Here is a 14,929-nt window from a genome sequence, read left to right as displayed (position 1 = left end):
CACCCAGATAAACGCCACAAAGGAGTACCAAGCATGGATGTCAAACTGCGAGAGGTTCAGCCGTTCTGTGTCTCGGGCTTGCAGGTACGCACCTGCAATGCCGACGAGCAACAAGCGGACAGCGCGCGGATCGGGCCGATGTGGGAGCGGTTTTTTGTCGAAGGCTTGTTCGACAGCATCGGTCACCGGCAGTCGGACTCGTTCATCTACGGCCTGTACTCCAACTACGAGTCCGATGCCTCGGGGCACTTCGATGTCACCGCCGGCGTAGCGGTGGGAGAAGGCAACACCGGTTATCCGTTGGTGCAGGTGCAGGGCGGCGAATACCTGGCGTTCTCCGCCAAGGGGCCGATGCCGGACGTGGTGATCCAGACCTGGGGCCTGGTCTGGGCTTACTTCGAGGACAACCCGCAGGTCCGCCGGCGCTTCGCCACGGACTTCGAGGTGTACACCGGGCCGGAATCGGTGTCGGTGTACATCGGCATTCAGGCCTCGGACGAGTTCTCGCGTTCGAGCAACTGACGCTTGCGCTCCACGCCCCAGCGGTAGCCGGACAGGTTACCGTCGCTGCGCACCACCCGGTGGCAAGGGATCGCCACCGCCAGGCTGTTGGCCCCACAGGCCTGGGCCACGGCGCGAAAGGACTTCGGCGCGCCGATGCGCTGGGCGATCTCGGCGTAGCTGGCGGTGCTGCCCGGCGGAATCTCCTTGAGAGCCAGCCACACCCGCTCCTGGAACGCCGTGCCTTGCAGGTCCAGCGGCAGGTCCAGGCCAAGCGCCGGCGCTTCGATAAACCCCACCACCTTGGCCACCAGTTGCTCGAAACCCTGGTCGGCGCCGATCAGGTTGGCCCGTGGGAATTTGTCCTGCAGGTCCTGCACCAGGGCATTGGGGTCGTCGCCCAGCAGGATCGCGCAGACCCCGCGGTTGCTCTGGGCGACCAGGATCGCGCCCAGGAAGCACTGGCCGACAGCGAAGCGGATATCGGCGTTCAGGCCGCCGGCGCGGTAGTCGCTGGGTTTCATGCCGAGCAACTGGTCGGCGGTTTCGTAGAAGCGGCTGTTGGAATTGAAGCCGGCGTCGTACAGCGCGTCGGTCACCGAGTGGCCGTGCTCCAGTTGGCGCCGCACCCGCCGCGAACGGTGGGCGCTGGCGTAGCCTTTCGGGGTCAGCCCGGTGGCGGCCTTGAACACCCGGTGAAAGTGGAAGCTGCTCATGCCGGCTTGCTCGGCCAGCTGTTTCAGGCTGGGCAGCGCTTCAGCCGACTCGATCTGCCGGCACGCGGCGGCTACCAGGCTGGCATGGTGCGCGGCCACCTGGGTCTGGTCGCTGGCGCTGCGTTTGCTCGGCCGGTAACCGGCGGCTTCGGCTTGCTCCGCGGTGTCGAAGAATTCGACGTTCTCCGGCCGTGGCAGGCGCGACAGGCTGCTGGGGCGGCAGTAGACCCCGGTGGTTTTTACCCCATAGACGAACTGGCCATCGGCGCTCGCATCACGGGCCAGGACGGCGAGCCAGCGTGGATCGCTGGCGGTGGTGGGCTTGGGCTGGACCATGGTCATGGGCTCTACTCGGTGGCGGATGTCGCTCAGATTAACCAAGGGCAGGGTGCCTGGCACTCCGAGTCTTGCGCTTGAATTCTCGCGGGATCAACCGGCCCGGCGAAAGGTCAGGTTGATGCGTCGTGGGCCCAGCAGCGGGTGCGTGCCTTCCTTGAGTGGCAGCACGCCGTGATAACGCAGACGGTCGACACCGCCCCAGACCACCACATCGCCATGCAGCAGCGGCACCCGCAACGGGCGCTCGCTGCGGCGCTCGCCACCCAGCTGAAACACCGCCGGCAAGCCCAGGGAGACGGAGACGATCGGTGCATCGTAATCGCGTTCGTCCTTGTCCTGGTGCAGGGACATGCGGGCGCCGGGCACATAGTGATTGATCAGGCAGGCGTCCGGTTCGAACCCGGCAAAGCCGGCCTGGGTCGCGGCGGCCCGGGCCAGTTCGCGCAACACCTCGGGCATCGCCGGCCAGGGCTGGCCGCTCTGCGGATCGATGGCAGTGTAACGGTAGCCGCTGCGGTCGGTGGTCCAGCCCAGCTGGCCGCAACTGCTCAAGCCGACCGACATGGTGAAACCGCCCGGCGTGACCATCTGCCGGAACGGCGCGGCGCGCAGCACGCCACGCAGGGCCGGCAGCAGGCGCTCGACCCAGGGCAGGGCGAAGCCGCGAAGCACAAAGGACTGCGGGCCGATCTGTTCGGTGCGCGGGGCCTGTTGCAGCTCGGGTTCGCCGAACAGCTCGCCGGTAAAATTACTGGGCATCGTGGAAGATCACTCCTAGCGTATGGCGGCGACCGCTGTGCAGGCGGCTGACGCCATGGCGCAACGTCACCCGGTAATGGCCGCGCACGCCGGGTACCGGACGATGATGCACGGCGAAGATCAGCGCATCACCCTGCTTCAGACCGATGACCTGCGGCCGCGACTGCATGCGCGGGCGCTGTTCGGTGATGACGAATTCACCGCCAGTGAAATCGATCCCGGGACGGGACAGGAGGATCGCGACCTGCAGGGGGAATACGTTGTCGCCATACAAGTCCTGGTGCAGGCAGTTGTAATCCTGCGGGCCATATTGCAGCAACAAGGGCGTCGGCCGCTGCTGACCAGCGGTGTGGCAGCGCTGGAGAAAATCTTCATGCCGGGGCGGATATTGCACGGGGATATTCATCAGCTGGTTCCAGCGATTGGCCAGCGGCACCAGGCGCGGATAGAACTGGCCGCGCAATTCGGCGACCCGTTGCGGCAAGGGGTAGGCGAAATACTGATACTCGCCGCGGCCGAAACCGTGCCTGGCCATGACTACCCGCGAACGAAACAACTCGCTGTGGGGATACAGACTGCCGAGCTCATGACATTGGTCGGCGCTGAGCAGGTTGTCGATCACCGCGCTGCCGTCCTGGTCGAGCTGCTGCTCGATCGAGGCCCAGTCCAGGCAGGCGAGGCGTTGTTCGAGGGAGGGGGCGGACATGCTGGCGGTTCCCGGAGTAGAGGCTGAGGTCCGCCATTCTGGGAAGCGCGCGGGCCGCTCACACTCCGCCGCTTGCGCTCGAATTCGTCACAGGTTCTAGGAGCAGGGACTTACAGCGCCTTGCTCACGCTGACGTCACTGATGACGTCGTCGGTCTGGCCATGCAGGGCTTCCAGCGCAGCCTTGGCTTCTTCCTGAGTGCCGCTTTCCAGCTGGGCGAACTCGAAACGGCGCTCGCCGTTGAGTTTGTATTTGATGACATACTTGGTCGTTTGGGCCACGGTGATACCTGTTGGTCGCGGGCTGGGGCGGGGTTCAGCGCAGTTTCGAGCTGGACCGGCGGATGATCTTGATCGAGTGGGTCAGGTTCGGCTTGCGGGTAACGCTGATGGGCCGGCGGTTGACGGTGTCGATGGTGATATTCCAGAAGCCGGTGCTCGGCGCGGTGATCTTGGCCGGGAACTTGTCGAACGCGCCGCCATGATAGGTGTGACGTCCGCCGTTCTTGAAGCTTCGGAAGTTGGCGTCGTTCATCAGGCGGATGTTGCAGACCTGGGAGCATTCGATGACGACGATATCGTCTTCGTTGAGGTGCTCGCGCTGGTGGATAAATTTCATGGGCGCCTCCAGAAGGGCTTTTGCTACAAAATCAAAACGATGGCGCAGTTTATCAGGCCGCGGCAGGCGGCTTTGACAATTTAAAACAGTTATTTGCCGATTATTTAGGATAAATCTGACTGATCCGGAGAAAAATGCCATTTCTGCGGTCGGACGGTCTTTATCGGAGGAAATGTATGAAGTGGGGTGTGTTGATTCTGGCTTTGGCGATCAGTGGCTGTGCGACGGTCTCGGATATTAACCAGACATTGCCCACCCTGAACGTGATTTCAGGGAAAAAGCCGCAGGAGTACGCCAAGTGCGTCAGCGACAAACTGGCTGACAGCCGTGGCCAGTTGCAGGTCGAACCGCATAAGGATGGTATGCGCATTATCGTTCCGCAGAAAGTCTCGTCGGGCCCGACCGCGGTATTCGATATCGAGGAGCGTTCCGGTGGCAGCAGCATCAAGCTGCATGAAAGCATGTCCAATGTGCCCATGCGTCCGGGCGATATCCGCAAGGCGGCGGAGGACTGCATTTCCGGCTAATAGCCAAGCGATTTTTCAACAGCCCGCCCTGGCCCGGATTTCCGTGGCGAGGGCGGGTTTTTTATGCCTGGTGGCAAGGCAGGCCCGGCTGGTTTCGCGTTGTAGCCAAAGGTCTATTGGCCTACTCTTTGTAGGCTTATATAAAATAAGCCTAAGAATATAACTAGAAAAATGGAGTTCGCCATGATCCCCGTGGATCAAATACTGCTGAGCAGCCTGATGCTGTTTTTTGTCGCCAATGCCCAGGCCGTGGATGGGCAGAAAGTCTTTGCCCAGGGTGGAGCGCAGCCCGGTGCCACGGCGTGCCTGGCCTGTCATGGTGGCGATGGCCTGGGCCTGGCGGCCGCCGGGTTTCCGCGCCTGGCGGGATTGTCGGCGGGTTACCTGCGCAAGCAGCTGGAAGATTTTCGCAGCGGTGCGCGCAGCAACCCGGTCATGCAGCCACTGGCCAAGGCCCTGAGCGATGACGAGATAGACGCGGTCAGCCAGACCCTGGCGGCCATGCCGGCTGCGACGCCAGCGCCGATCAACCGTAGCTCCCTGGCTGAAGGCGTGGGGGCGAGGCTGGCCTTGCGCGGCGCCTGGGAGCGGCAGGTTCCGGAGTGCGTGACCTGTCATGGGCCGGGTGGCGTGGGCGTGGGAGACGCCTTTCCGCCGTTGGCCGGGCAACCCGCGGCGTACCTCGCCGGGCAATTGAATGCCTGGCGCGACGGCACGCGCCGCAACGACCCGAACGACCTGATGGGACACATCGCCAAGGCCCTGAGCCCCGAGGAAATCACGGCGGTGGCCGATTATTTCGCCAAGGTTGGCAGCCAGTTGGCCAAGGCCGATAACCAGGAGTCCAAGCCATGAAGCGTGATCTTCTACTGGGCTTTTCCCTCGCCTTGCTGACGGCCCAGGCTTATGGCGCCGCGGTCGCCATGGAGGACCAATCACAGTTGCGGGAACCGGCGGTGAACGCTGCCCATCCCGGGTATTTCCAGCCACCGGCGGAGAGCGAGCTACCGGACAATGCCTACGGCAAGATGGTCCGTGACGGTTATGCGCTGTTCGTCGATACCAAGCGCCTGGCGCCGAAGTTCGTCGGCAATGGGCTCAATTGCAGCAACTGCCACCTGGATCAGGGGCGGCTGGCCAACTCCGCGCCGCTGTGGGGCGCCTATCCGATGTACCCGGCGTACCGTAAGAAGAACAACAAGGTGAACACCTACGCCGAACGCTTGCAGGGCTGCTTCCAGTTCAGCATGAACGGCACGCCGCCGGCCGCCGACAGCTACGAGATCACCGCCTTGTCGGTGTATTCCTACTGGCTGGCGAGCAAGGCGCCGATCGCTGTCGAGTTGCCTGGGCGGGGTTACCCCGAAGTGCCGCAGCCAGCCCAGGGCTACGACCTGGCCCGTGGCGAGCAGGTGTACCGGGCGCAATGCGCGGTCTGCCATGGCGACAACGGCCAGGGCCAGAAGGTCGGCGCCGACTATGTCATGCCGCCGCTCTGGGGCAAGGACTCCTATAACTGGGGCGCGGGAATGCACCGGATCAACACGGCGGCGTCCTTTATCAAATACAACATGCCCCTGGGCAAGGCCGGCAGCTTGAGCGACCAGCAGGCTTGGGACGTGGCGGCGTTCGTCAACCGCCATGAACGACCGCAGGACCCGCGCCTGGTGGAGGGCTCCATCGAGAAGACGCGGCTCAAGTTCCACGCCAACGACGGGGTCAATCTGTATGGCCAGACGGTAGATGGCGTGCTGATTGGCCAGGGCATCCGATAAACTGTCGGCCATTGTCAAAGATGCCGTCGAAACCCAGGTTTCGGCGGCATCGTTTTTTGGGAGAAAGCATGAAGCGCGAAACAGTCCGGGAGAGGCATGCAGAGGGGCATATCTCTGCGACCCATGTGATTCAGAATCCGGCGAATTCCGGGGAATGGATCGTATTCTTCAAGAAAAGCGCGGGGCGCAGCTATTTTCTGGTGGATGACAACGATGAAGTCGAGTCATTCGACCGACTGGACGACCTGATCGAAACCATTCGCAACCTGGGCATCAAGTTTGCCGAGATTCATATGTAGGCCGTGCGCCTGCTACTTGCAGACCACCACCACGCTGCGGCTTTTGTAGTTGCCAACGTCCGCCCCCAGGGTCTTGTCGCTTTCCTTGAGCGACGGCGTGCCGTCGGTGCCAACGATCCGATAGCCGGTGCCGGCACAGGAAGCGTCGGCCTTTTCATAGCAGCTGGCCCAGGAGCTGGCTTCGCCGGAGCAATCGATGCTCAGGCCTTGCTCGCCGTTCTCCAGGTAGGTATCGGAAACGGTGGCGCATCCGCTCAGGGCCAGTACCGCAGTCAGTGCCAGAAGTTTGTGCATGGGTGTGGTCGTCGTCGAGAAGTTTGAGCCCCGGGGGAGGGCTGGACACCCTTGGCGAGCGTCTGGGGCGAGATGCTATAGCGAACCGCCACTGCGGTATAGATCGGCATGAAAAAGCCCTGCGCGGGGCAGGGCTCTTCAGTGCAGAGGCCGTCTCAGGACTTGGGATTGCGACGTGCCGACGCGTGGCCTGCGGAGTCCTCGAACACCGATGCCACTTCGACCGCCATCGCCTCGCTGGCGAAAGGTCCGGCGACGTTCTCGCCCTGGGCGCTGACCAACCACCACTGGCCGTCTTTCAACTGCTTGATCTGGTAACCGTTTACGCTTTTTGTTGCCGACATCTATCTGCCTCGTTGGCGGGATTCAAGGGCGCCATGATAGCGGTAAACGAGTTCCTGTAAGAGTGCGGACAAGGGCGGGACGCAGAAAATTAAGGCTTTGCAGCCAGATGGCGGTTTACGGCGCGGGCTATCTGTACGATGCTGCGAAGCCGTGTTTGCAAGTCTGTTCGAAACGATGTGTGGAGCGTGCAGAACAAGGTGGGGAGCTATTTGGGGAACTATCCGCGGCAATATTTCTCTTAGATGGCAGCGGTTAGCCACTGCGACCCATTGTAAGGCGCACGCGGCCTGATTAGACTGCGCCGAAATTCGTACGTACAGCCCTTTTAAGGACTCATATGATCAAGAAATGCTTGTTCCCAGCAGCCGGTTACGGTACTCGCTTCCTGCCAGCGACTAAAGCCATGCCTAAAGAAATGCTGCCGGTGGTGAACAAGCCACTGATCCAGTACGGCGTTGAAGAAGCACTGGATGCCGGTCTGAACGAAATCTCCATCGTCACCGGTCGCGGCAAGCGCGCCCTGGAAGACCACTTCGACATCAGTTACGAGCTGGAAAACCAGATCAAGGGCACCGACAAGGAAAAATACCTGGTCGGTATCCGCCGTCTGCTGGACGAGTGCTCGTTCTCCTACACTCGCCAGACCGAAATGAAAGGCCTGGGTCATGCGATCCTGACCGGCCGTCCGCTGATCGGTGACGAGCCGTTCGCCGTGGTGCTGGCGGACGACCTGTGCGTCAACCTCGAAGGTGACGGCGTGCTGAAGCAGATGGTCAAGCTGTACAAGCAGTACCGCTGCACCATCGTCGCGATCATGGAAGTCGACCCGCAAGAAACCAGCAAGTACGGGGTGATTGCCGGCGACCTGATCGGCGATGACCTGTACCGCGTACGCAACATGGTTGAGAAGCCGAAGCCGGAAGATGCGCCGTCGAACCTGGCGATCATCGGTCGCTACATCATGACCCCGGACATCTTCAAGCTGATCGAAGAAACCGAGCCGGGCAAGGGTGGCGAGATCCAGATCACCGACGCCCTGATGAAGCAGGCCCAGGACGGCTGTGTGATTGCCTACAAGTTCAAGGGCAAGCGTTTCGACTGCGGTGGTGCCGAAGGTTACATCGATGCGACCAACTTCTGCTTCGAGAACTTCTACAAGACCGGCAAGGCTTACTGATAGCCCGCTTGATCCTTGTACTGAAAAGCCACCTTCGGGTGGCTTTTTCGTTTTATGCCCCTATGTAAATCCTCTAGCGCTGACCGGATACGCATCTGCGGTTATGCTGTCAGCCTGCCTGGGAGAGTGAAATGGCCTACGATTTTGATCTTTATGTAATTGGCGCCGGTTCCGGCGGTGTGCGTTCGGCGCGATTCGCCGCGGGTTTTGGCGCGAAAGTCGCGGTCGCCGAAAGCCGCTATCTGGGCGGTACCTGTGTCAACGTCGGCTGCGTGCCGAAAAAACTGCTGGTGTACGGCGCCCACTTCGCCGAAGACTTCGAGCAGTCCGCAGGCTTCGGCTGGAGCCTGGGCGAAGCCGACTTCGACTGGGCCACGCTGATTGCCAACAAGGATTGCGAGATCAATCGCCTGAACGGCATCTATCGCAATCTGCTGCTCAACAGTGGCGTGACCCTGCACGAAGGCCACGCCAGGCTGATCGACCCGCATCAGGTGGAGGTCAATGGCCAGCGCTACACAGCCAGGCACATCCTGATCGCCACCGGCGGCTGGCCGCAGATCCCGGACATTCCGGGGCGCGAACACGCCATCAGCTCCAACGAGGCGTTTTTCCTCAAGGAACTGCCCAAGCGCATCCTGGTGGTGGGCGGCGGTTATATCGCGGTGGAGTTCGCGGGGATCTTCCATGGCCTGGGCGCGGATACCAAGTTGCTGTATCGCGGCGAGCTGTTCCTGCGTGGCTTCGATGGTGCGGTGCGCAAGCACTTGCAGGAAGAGCTGACCAAGCGTGGGCTCGACCTGCAGTTCAATGCCGATATCGAGCGCATCGAAAAGCAGGCCGACGGGAGCCTGAAAGTCACGCTCAAGGATGGTCGCGAGCTGGCCACCGATTGTGTGTTCTACGCCACCGGCCGGCGGCCGATGCTCGACAACCTGGGGCTGGAAAATACCGGGGTGAAGCTCGACAAGCGTGGCTTCATCGAGGTCGATGAGCAGTACCAGAGCGCCGAGCCGTCGATCCTGGCGATTGGCGATGTGATCGGGCGCGTGCAGTTGACGCCGGTGGCCCTGGCCGAAGGCATGGCTGTGGCGCGGCGTTTGTTCAAACCGGAACAGTATCGTCCGGTGGACTACAACATGATCCCGACCGCGGTGTTCAGCCTGCCGAATATCGGCACCGTTGGCCTGACTGAGGAGCAGGCGCGGGAAGCCGGGCACAACGTGCAGATCTTCGAAAGCCGCTTCCGGCCGATGAAGCTGACCCTGACCGAGTGCCAGGAGCGCACGCTGATGAAGCTGGTGGTGGATGCCGAGACCGACAAGGTGCTGGGCTGCCATATGGTCGGCCCCGACGCCGGCGAGATCGTCCAGGGCCTGGCGATTGCCTTGAAGGCCGGCGCCACCAAGCGTGATTTCGACGAAACCATCGGGGTGCACCCGACGGCCGCCGAAGAGTTCGTCACCATGCGCACGCCGGTCGCCGGTTAAGCCTGCTCTGGCGGCTCCGGCCGCTGCTCTTCTGTTTCTGGCTGCGCCTCGGTCTTCGCGGCGGCAGCCAGTTGCAGGGCCTCCAGGCTGGCCTCGGCCTTGGCGGCGCGCAGTTCCAGTTGTCGATTGTCCTGCAGCTGCTGCTCCAGGTTCTGCTTGAACTCATGACTTTCCAGCAAGGCGACGCGCAGGCGTTCCTGGAGGAGGGTGTGTTCGCTGTTCAGGCGAGTGGATTGCTCCAGCAACTGGCCAAGCTTGCTGTCGGTTTTCTGTGCCTGCTCCTGTGCCTGGCGCAACTCTTTCTGGGTGGCGCGTTGCTCGCTGGTCAGGCGTTCGTTGTCGCGGTGCAGTTGGGTGATCTCGTCCTGGCGCACCAATGCGCTTTGCTGGGCCTGGCGCAGTTCCTGTTGCGCTTGCTGCAGCTGGCCTTCATGGCGGCGCTGGTCCTGCTCGCGCTGCTCCTTGACCGCGCTGCGGTAATGCTCGAGGGCGTCCCGGGCGTGCAGGTGCTTTTCTTCCAGTGAACGAATCTGCTCGTCCTTGTCTTTCAGGCGCAATTCGAAGTCGGCCAGGGCCTGGTTCAGTCCGGCATTGCGCGTCTGTTCGCTCTGCAGGATGGAGCGGGTTTCCTGCAGCAGCGTGCTTTCGCTGGCCAGGGCTGCAGCCTGGGTCTGCAGTTGCTGCCGCAACTGGGCCTGTGCCTGCTCGGACGCGGCCTGCTGCGCCGCCAGTTCCTGGTTCATTTCCTCCACTTGCGCCTGGGCCTGCGCCACGGGCTCCTGAGCCTGTTCGCGCAGGCGCTGGGCCATGCGCTGGATCAGTTCCGTCAGTTCTTCTTCCAGGGCTTCCTGTGGCGCGGCGCGGCGGGCTTCGCTTTGCTCCAGCTCCTTCAGGTAGCGGTGAATGGTGGTTTTCGAGCCGGTATTGCCCATTTCGATGCGCACCGCATCGATGCTGGGGTGTTCGCCGCGAGCGAGGATTGCCGAACGGGCGATTTGCACCACCGCCTTGTTAACGCCGCCACGAGCCATGGGATCTCCTACGATTACGTACTTTTTTACGTGGTATGTATAAAGTGTAATTGTACAATAAAATCAAAGATAAATATTCGAATTATTGACATGGGATATACTGGTATTACCCCGTGTCATGACCAGAACGCCCTGCTGCAACCCGCCATTTCCGTACGCAAGACGAGTCGAGCAAGCCATGAGTGATCTGGATCGTTATCTGCACGCCGCGACCCGCGACAACACCCGACGCAGTTACCGGGCGGCCATCGAGCATTTCGAGGTCACCTGGGGCGGGTTTCTGCCGGCGACCAGCGACAGCGTGGCGCGTTATCTGGTGGCGTATGCGGGGGAGCTGTCGATCAACACCCTGAAGCTGCGGCTCTCGGCCCTGGCGCAGTGGCACAACAGCCAGGGTTTCGCCGACCCGACCAAGGCCCCGGTGGTGCGCCAGGTGTTCAAGGGCATTCGCGCGCTGCACCCGGCGCAGGAGAAACAGGCCGAGCCTTTGCAGTTGCAGCATCTGGAGCAGGTAATCGCCTGGCTGGAGCAGGAAGCCACCCAGGCCCGGCTTGATGACAATCAGCCGGCGCTGCTGCGGGCGCGGCGTGACAGCGCGCTGATTCTCCTGGGATTCTGGCGCGGCTTTCGCAGCGACGAGTTGTGCCGGCTACGGATCGAGCATGTGCAGGCGGTGGCGGGCTCCGGCATCAGCCTGTATCTGCCCCGCAGCAAGAGCGACCGCGACAACCTCGGCAAGACCTGGCACACCCCGGCGTTGCGCCGGCTGTGCCCGGTCCAGGCCTATATCGAGTGGATCAACGTCGCCGCCCTGGTGCGTGGGCCGGTGTTTCGTGGCATCGACCGCTGGGGCCATCTGGGCGAGGAGGGGCTGCACGCCAACAGTGTGATTCCGTTATTGCGCCAGGCGCTGGAGCGCGCCGGGGTCGCCGCCGAGCAATACACCAGCCACTCCCTGCGCCGCGGTTTTGCCACCTGGGCCCATCGCAGCGGCTGGGACCTCAAGTCGCTGATGAGCTATGTCGGCTGGAAGGACATCAAGTCGGCTATGCGTTACGTCGAGGCCAGCCCGTTTCTCGGCATGGCCCTGGCCCAGGAAAAGCCGGTCGGCGAGTAAATACGCATTTCTTCTATTAATACTGCGCGCTAATAGCCAAACCTAATCAGCAGCATCAGCTTTGCCAATGAGCCTTGGCTGGGAGCATTGGTTAGGATTCTCCCCATCAAGTTTTCAACCCAAGTTTTTACCCACTGATGGAGAATCACCGATGCCTATCATCAACAGCCAAGTCAAACCGTTCAAAGCAACCGCCTTCAAGAATGGCGAGTTCATCGAAGTGTCGGACGCCACCCTGAAAGGCAAATGGTCCGTCGTGTTCTTCTACCCGGCTGACTTCACCTTCGTTTGCCCAACCGAGCTGGAAGACCTGGCAGACAACTACGCCGAATTCCAGAAACTGGGCGTGGAAATCTACAGCGTTTCGACCGACACCCACTTCGCCCACGCTGCCTGGCACAACACTTCGCCAGCCATCGGCAAGATCCGCTACACCATGATCGGCGACCCGACCCTGGCCATCTCCCGCAACTTCGACGTGCTGATCGAAGAAGCCGGTCTGGCTGACCGTGGCACCTTCGTGATCAACCCTGAAGGCCAGATCAAGATCGTTGAAATCAACGACGGCGGTGTTGGTCGTGACGCTTCCGAGCTGCTGCGCAAGATCAAGGCCGCTCAATACGTCGCTGCCCACCCAGGCGAAGTCTGCCCAGCCAAGTGGAAAGAAGGCGAGGCTACCCTGGCTCCTTCCCTGGACCTGGTCGGCAAGATCTAAGCCTGTGACTCGCTACAGCAGGGCGGACCGCCGCACCTAAGTCAGCTGCACCGCCCCCAAGAACGCCCGGGCGAGATTCGCTCGGGCGTTTTTTTTCGATCTGAATAAAAGGAAATCGCCCGTATGTTGGACGCCAATCTTAAAGCCCAGTTGAAGTCATACCTGGAACGGGTCACCCAGCCGATCGAGATCGTTGCCTCTCTCGACGACGGTGCGAAATCCCAGGAAATGCTCGAATTGCTGAAAGACGTTGCCAGTCTTTCCAGCCAGATTACCTTGCTCGACAACGGTAGCGATGTTCGTAAACCATCGTTCTCGATCAATCGCCCGGGAAGCGACATCAGCCTGCGTTTCGCCGGCATCCCCATGGGCCACGAATTCACTTCCCTGGTGCTGGCCTTGCTGCAAGTCGGCGGCCACCCCTCGAAAGCCAGTGTCGAAGTGATCGAACAGATCCGCGCCCTCAAGGGCGAGTTCAACTTCGAGACTTACTTCTCGCTGTCCTGCCAGAACTGCCCGGACGTGGTCCAGGCGCTGAACCTGATGGCGGTGCTGAACCCGAACATCCGCCACGTCGCCATCGACGGAGCGCTGTTCCAGGACGAAGTCAACGATCGCAAGATCATGGCGGTCCCCAGTGTCTACCTCAATGGCGTGAACTTCGGCCAGGGCCGCATGGGCCTGGAAGAGATCCTCGGCAAGCTCGACACCGGGGCCATCGAGAAACAGGCGGAAAAAATCAGTGCCAAGGATGCTTTCGACGTCCTGGTGGTCGGCGGTGGCCCGGCCGGTGCGTCGGCGGCGATCTACGCGGCCCGCAAAGGCATCCGTACCGGTGTCGCGGCCGAGCGTTTCGGCGGCCAGGTGCTGGACACCATGGCCATTGAGAACTTCGTCTCGGTCCAGGAAACCGAAGGGCCGAAACTGGCCAGCGCCCTGGAAGAGCACGTTCGCCAGTACGACGTCGACATCATGAACCTGCAGCGTGCCAGCGCGCTGGTGCCGGCCAAGGAAGTCGGCGGCCTGCACGAAGTGCGTTTCGAAAGCGGCGCGAGCCTCAAGGCCAAGTCGCTGATCCTGGCCACCGGTGCCCGCTGGCGCGAAATGGGTGTGCCCGGCGAGCAGGAATACAAGGCCAAGGGCGTGTGTTTCTGCCCGCACTGCGACGGTCCGCTGTTCAAGGGCAAGCGCGTGGCGGTGATCGGTGGCGGTAACTCCGGCGTCGAAGCGGCCATCGACCTGGCGGGTATCGTCAGCCACGTGACCCTGCTGGAGTTCGACAGCAAGTTGCGCGCCGATGCCGTGCTGCAACGCAAGCTGTACAGCCTGGCGAACGTCAACGTGATCACCAGTGCGCTGACCAGCGAAGTCAAGGGTGACGGCCAGAAGGTCACCGGCCTGGTGTACAAGGACCGCGATTCGGGCGAGTTCAACACCGTCGATCTGGAAGGCATCTTCGTGCAGATCGGCCTGCTGCCGAACACCGACTGGCTCAAGGGCACCGTCGAGCTGTCGCCTCGTGGCGAGATCATTGTCGATGCCCGTGGCGAGACTTCGCTGCCCGGCGTGTTTGCCGCCGGTGACGTGACCACCGTGCCGTACAAGCAGATCGTGATCGCGGTAGGCGAGGGCGCCAAGGCCTCGCTGAGCGCCTTCGACCACCTGATCCGCACCTCCGCGCCGGCCTGAGCCGACAGCGGAAAAAACAAAACCCCATGAGCCTTGGCTCATGGGGTTTTTTGTTGGTGGCTTCTGTAGGAGCGAAGCTTGCTCGCGATCAACGATGACGCGCTGGATCAGCCAAGTCGCTGCCTACCGTGGGCGCGTCCCGCTCCCGCAGGAAGCGCAAGTTACAGCGGTGCCGGCTGGATGATTTCAACCCAGTAGCCGTCCGGGTCCTTGATAAAGGCCAGGCTCTTCATGCGGCCGTCGTTCAGGCGCTTCTGGAAATCGCAGCCCAGGGCTTCGAAGCGCTCGCAGGCGGCGACGATATCCGGCACCGAAATGCAGATATGGCCAAAGCCGCGCGGGTCGGTGTTGCCGTTGTGATAGGCGAAGTCCGCATCGTTCTCGGTGCCGTGGTTGTGGGTCAGCTCGAGGATGCCGGGGATCGACTTCATCCACTCGGTACGGGCCGCGGCGTCGGCCGGGATCTGCGCCTTGTCCACCAGGGCGAGGAAGTACAGGCTGAATTCGGCTTCGGGGAAGTCGCGTTTTTCCACCAGCGAGAAACCCAGGACCCGGGTGTAGAAGTCCAGGGACCTGGTGATGTCCTTGACCCGCAGCATGGTGTGGTTGAACACGAAGTTGGCGGTGGCGGTGTCAGGCTGGGCGGTTACGCCGGGGAAAGTATTGAGTTCGTGCAGGCTCATGGGCCCTCCGGAAAAGAAGTGGGCAAGAATACTCATGCTAATGAGCCCCTTGGCTTGCAGGGCTTCGGGCGTCCTTGCGGTCGGCCAATAATACGCAAGAGCGGCAGGGCGCACCAAACACAAAGCTACGAATCTGTTGCTCGATACT

19 protein-coding genes are annotated in these 14,929 nt (G+C 61.8%); 10 read left to right on the top strand and 9 right to left on the bottom strand.

Annotation, left to right across the window (positions count from 1 at the left end; all coding sequences use genetic code 11):
• Positions 1-33: 33 nt before the first annotated feature.
• Complete coding sequence (locus tag C4K27_RS17755) at positions 34-522, top strand: GyrI-like domain-containing protein (RefSeq protein ID WP_053261503.1); 489 nt, start codon at positions 34-36, stop codon at positions 520-522.
• On the opposite strand, the gene ada is transcribed toward C4K27_RS17755, so the two are convergent.
• The 5 genes from ada to C4K27_RS17735 form a co-directional block, all read right to left on the bottom strand.
• Complete coding sequence (gene ada, locus C4K27_RS17750) at positions 486-1,559, bottom strand: bifunctional DNA-binding transcriptional regulator/O6-methylguanine-DNA methyltransferase Ada (protein ID WP_053261502.1); 1,074 nt, start codon at positions 1,557-1,559, stop codon at positions 486-488. The genes C4K27_RS17755 and ada overlap by 37 nt on opposite strands.
• A gap of 87 nt (positions 1,560-1,646) precedes the next feature.
• Complete coding sequence (gene alkB / locus C4K27_RS17745) at positions 1,647-2,315, bottom strand: DNA oxidative demethylase AlkB (RefSeq protein WP_053261501.1); 669 nt, start codon at positions 2,313-2,315, stop codon at positions 1,647-1,649.
• Positions 2,305-3,021 (bottom strand): 2OG-Fe(II) oxygenase, encoded by a 717-nt coding sequence (locus tag C4K27_RS17740; RefSeq protein ID WP_053261500.1) that lies wholly within the window; start codon positions 3,019-3,021, stop codon positions 2,305-2,307. The genes alkB and C4K27_RS17740 overlap by 11 nt, the downstream gene beginning before the upstream one ends.
• A gap of 110 nt (positions 3,022-3,131) precedes the next feature.
• Positions 3,132-3,302, bottom strand: a complete 171-nt coding sequence (locus C4K27_RS31245) for a hypothetical protein (RefSeq protein WP_007921734.1) — start codon at positions 3,300-3,302, stop codon at positions 3,132-3,134.
• A 34-nt stretch (positions 3,303-3,336) separates the two neighbouring features.
• Positions 3,337-3,639: a DUF1883 domain-containing protein gene (locus tag C4K27_RS17735; RefSeq protein WP_007921735.1), complete on the bottom strand. Its 303-nt coding sequence runs from the start codon at positions 3,637-3,639 to the stop codon at positions 3,337-3,339.
• Positions 3,640-3,815: 176 nt separating this feature from the next.
• Between C4K27_RS17735 and C4K27_RS17730 the strand changes: the two genes are divergently transcribed.
• The 4 genes from C4K27_RS17730 to C4K27_RS17715 all read left to right on the top strand — a co-directional run bounded on the left by C4K27_RS17730 (position 3,816) and on the right by C4K27_RS17715 (position 6,240).
• On the top strand, positions 3,816-4,166 hold the full coding sequence (locus C4K27_RS17730) for a hypothetical protein (protein ID WP_053261499.1): 351 nt from the start codon (positions 3,816-3,818) through the stop codon (positions 4,164-4,166).
• A gap of 183 nt (positions 4,167-4,349) precedes the next feature.
• Positions 4,350-5,021 (top strand): c-type cytochrome, encoded by a 672-nt coding sequence (locus tag C4K27_RS17725; protein ID WP_053261498.1) that lies wholly within the window; start codon positions 4,350-4,352, stop codon positions 5,019-5,021.
• Entirely contained in the window at positions 5,018-5,941 is a 924-nt protein-coding gene (locus C4K27_RS17720; protein ID WP_007921738.1) for a c-type cytochrome, read from the top strand. The genes C4K27_RS17725 and C4K27_RS17720 overlap by 4 nt, the downstream gene beginning before the upstream one ends.
• Before the next feature lie 68 nt (positions 5,942-6,009).
• Positions 6,010-6,240 (top strand): hypothetical protein, encoded by a 231-nt coding sequence (locus C4K27_RS17715; protein ID WP_007921740.1) that lies wholly within the window; start codon positions 6,010-6,012, stop codon positions 6,238-6,240.
• A 12-nt stretch (positions 6,241-6,252) separates the two neighbouring features.
• Here the strand turns inward: C4K27_RS17715 and C4K27_RS17710 are convergent, their stop codons facing one another.
• Both C4K27_RS17710 and C4K27_RS17705 read right to left on the bottom strand, forming a co-directional pair.
• Positions 6,253-6,534 (bottom strand): hypothetical protein, encoded by a 282-nt coding sequence (locus C4K27_RS17710; RefSeq protein ID WP_053261497.1) that lies wholly within the window; start codon positions 6,532-6,534, stop codon positions 6,253-6,255.
• 155 nt (positions 6,535-6,689) lie between these two features.
• A complete protein-coding gene (locus C4K27_RS17705) occupies positions 6,690-6,878 on the bottom strand; it encodes a hypothetical protein (protein WP_053261496.1) in 189 nt (62 codons plus the stop codon).
• A 338-nt stretch (positions 6,879-7,216) separates the two neighbouring features.
• Between C4K27_RS17705 and galU the strand changes: the two genes are divergently transcribed.
• Both galU and gorA read left to right on the top strand, forming a co-directional pair.
• Entirely contained in the window at positions 7,217-8,056 is an 840-nt protein-coding gene (gene galU, locus C4K27_RS17700) for a UTP--glucose-1-phosphate uridylyltransferase GalU (protein ID WP_007921743.1), read from the top strand.
• 131 nt (positions 8,057-8,187) lie between these two features.
• On the top strand, positions 8,188-9,546 hold the full coding sequence (gorA, locus tag C4K27_RS17695; protein WP_053261495.1) for a glutathione-disulfide reductase: 1,359 nt from the start codon (positions 8,188-8,190) through the stop codon (positions 9,544-9,546).
• Here gorA and C4K27_RS17690 read toward each other — a convergent pair.
• Positions 9,543-10,577, bottom strand: coding sequence for a DNA-binding protein (locus tag C4K27_RS17690; protein ID WP_053261494.1), 1,035 nt, complete (start codon positions 10,575-10,577; stop codon positions 9,543-9,545). The genes gorA and C4K27_RS17690 overlap by 4 nt on opposite strands.
• 178 nt (positions 10,578-10,755) lie before the next feature.
• Here C4K27_RS17690 and C4K27_RS17685 point away from each other — a divergent pair, with 178 nt between their 5' ends.
• From C4K27_RS17685 to ahpF, 3 genes are all read left to right on the top strand, one after another.
• Positions 10,756-11,694 (top strand): site-specific integrase, encoded by a 939-nt coding sequence (locus C4K27_RS17685; protein ID WP_053261493.1) that lies wholly within the window; start codon positions 10,756-10,758, stop codon positions 11,692-11,694.
• A 151-nt stretch (positions 11,695-11,845) separates the two neighbouring features.
• Entirely contained in the window at positions 11,846-12,409 is a 564-nt protein-coding gene (gene ahpC, locus C4K27_RS17680; protein WP_007921754.1) for an alkyl hydroperoxide reductase subunit C, read from the top strand.
• 123 nt (positions 12,410-12,532) lie between these two features.
• A complete protein-coding gene (gene ahpF, locus C4K27_RS17675) occupies positions 12,533-14,098 on the top strand; it encodes an alkyl hydroperoxide reductase subunit F (RefSeq protein ID WP_053261492.1) in 1,566 nt (521 codons plus the stop codon).
• A gap of 161 nt (positions 14,099-14,259) precedes the next feature.
• Here ahpF and gloA read toward each other — a convergent pair whose 3' ends face one another.
• Positions 14,260-14,781 (bottom strand): lactoylglutathione lyase, encoded by a 522-nt coding sequence (gene gloA / locus C4K27_RS17670; RefSeq protein WP_007921757.1) that lies wholly within the window; start codon positions 14,779-14,781, stop codon positions 14,260-14,262.
• Positions 14,782-14,929: the final 148 nt, after the last annotated feature.

This window comes from Pseudomonas chlororaphis subsp. chlororaphis (assembly GCF_003945765.1).
GTDB lineage: Bacteria > Pseudomonadota > Gammaproteobacteria > Pseudomonadales > Pseudomonadaceae > Aquipseudomonas > Aquipseudomonas chlororaphis.
This window is presented reverse-complemented; position numbering and strand designations above follow the sequence as displayed.

Coding starts and splice junctions, on each gene's coding strand:
- C4K27_RS17755 (WP_053261503.1), top strand. CDS start 34: ATGGATGTCAAACTGCGAGAGGTTCAGCCGTTCTGTGTCTCGGGCTTG.
- ada (WP_053261502.1), bottom strand. CDS start 1,559: ATGACCATGGTCCAGCCCAAGCCCACCACCGCCAGCGATCCACGCTGG.
- alkB (WP_053261501.1), bottom strand. CDS start 2,315: ATGCCCAGTAATTTTACCGGCGAGCTGTTCGGCGAACCCGAGCTGCAA.
- C4K27_RS17740 (WP_053261500.1), bottom strand. CDS start 3,021: ATGTCCGCCCCCTCCCTCGAACAACGCCTCGCCTGCCTGGACTGGGCC.
- C4K27_RS17735 (WP_007921735.1), bottom strand. CDS start 3,639: ATGAAATTTATCCACCAGCGCGAGCACCTCAACGAAGACGATATCGTC.
- C4K27_RS17730 (WP_053261499.1), top strand. CDS start 3,816: ATGAAGTGGGGTGTGTTGATTCTGGCTTTGGCGATCAGTGGCTGTGCG.
- C4K27_RS17725 (WP_053261498.1), top strand. CDS start 4,350: ATGATCCCCGTGGATCAAATACTGCTGAGCAGCCTGATGCTGTTTTTT.
- C4K27_RS17720 (WP_007921738.1), top strand. CDS start 5,018: ATGAAGCGTGATCTTCTACTGGGCTTTTCCCTCGCCTTGCTGACGGCC.
- C4K27_RS17715 (WP_007921740.1), top strand. CDS start 6,010: ATGAAGCGCGAAACAGTCCGGGAGAGGCATGCAGAGGGGCATATCTCT.
- C4K27_RS17710 (WP_053261497.1), bottom strand. CDS start 6,534: ATGCACAAACTTCTGGCACTGACTGCGGTACTGGCCCTGAGCGGATGC.
- C4K27_RS17705 (WP_053261496.1), bottom strand. CDS start 6,878: ATGTCGGCAACAAAAAGCGTAAACGGTTACCAGATCAAGCAGTTGAAA.
- galU (WP_007921743.1), top strand. CDS start 7,217: ATGATCAAGAAATGCTTGTTCCCAGCAGCCGGTTACGGTACTCGCTTC.
- gorA (WP_053261495.1), top strand. CDS start 8,188: ATGGCCTACGATTTTGATCTTTATGTAATTGGCGCCGGTTCCGGCGGT.
- C4K27_RS17690 (WP_053261494.1), bottom strand. CDS start 10,577: ATGGCTCGTGGCGGCGTTAACAAGGCGGTGGTGCAAATCGCCCGTTCG.
- C4K27_RS17685 (WP_053261493.1), top strand. CDS start 10,756: ATGAGTGATCTGGATCGTTATCTGCACGCCGCGACCCGCGACAACACC.
- ahpC (WP_007921754.1), top strand. CDS start 11,846: ATGCCTATCATCAACAGCCAAGTCAAACCGTTCAAAGCAACCGCCTTC.
- ahpF (WP_053261492.1), top strand. CDS start 12,533: ATGTTGGACGCCAATCTTAAAGCCCAGTTGAAGTCATACCTGGAACGG.
- gloA (WP_007921757.1), bottom strand. CDS start 14,781: ATGAGCCTGCACGAACTCAATACTTTCCCCGGCGTAACCGCCCAGCCT.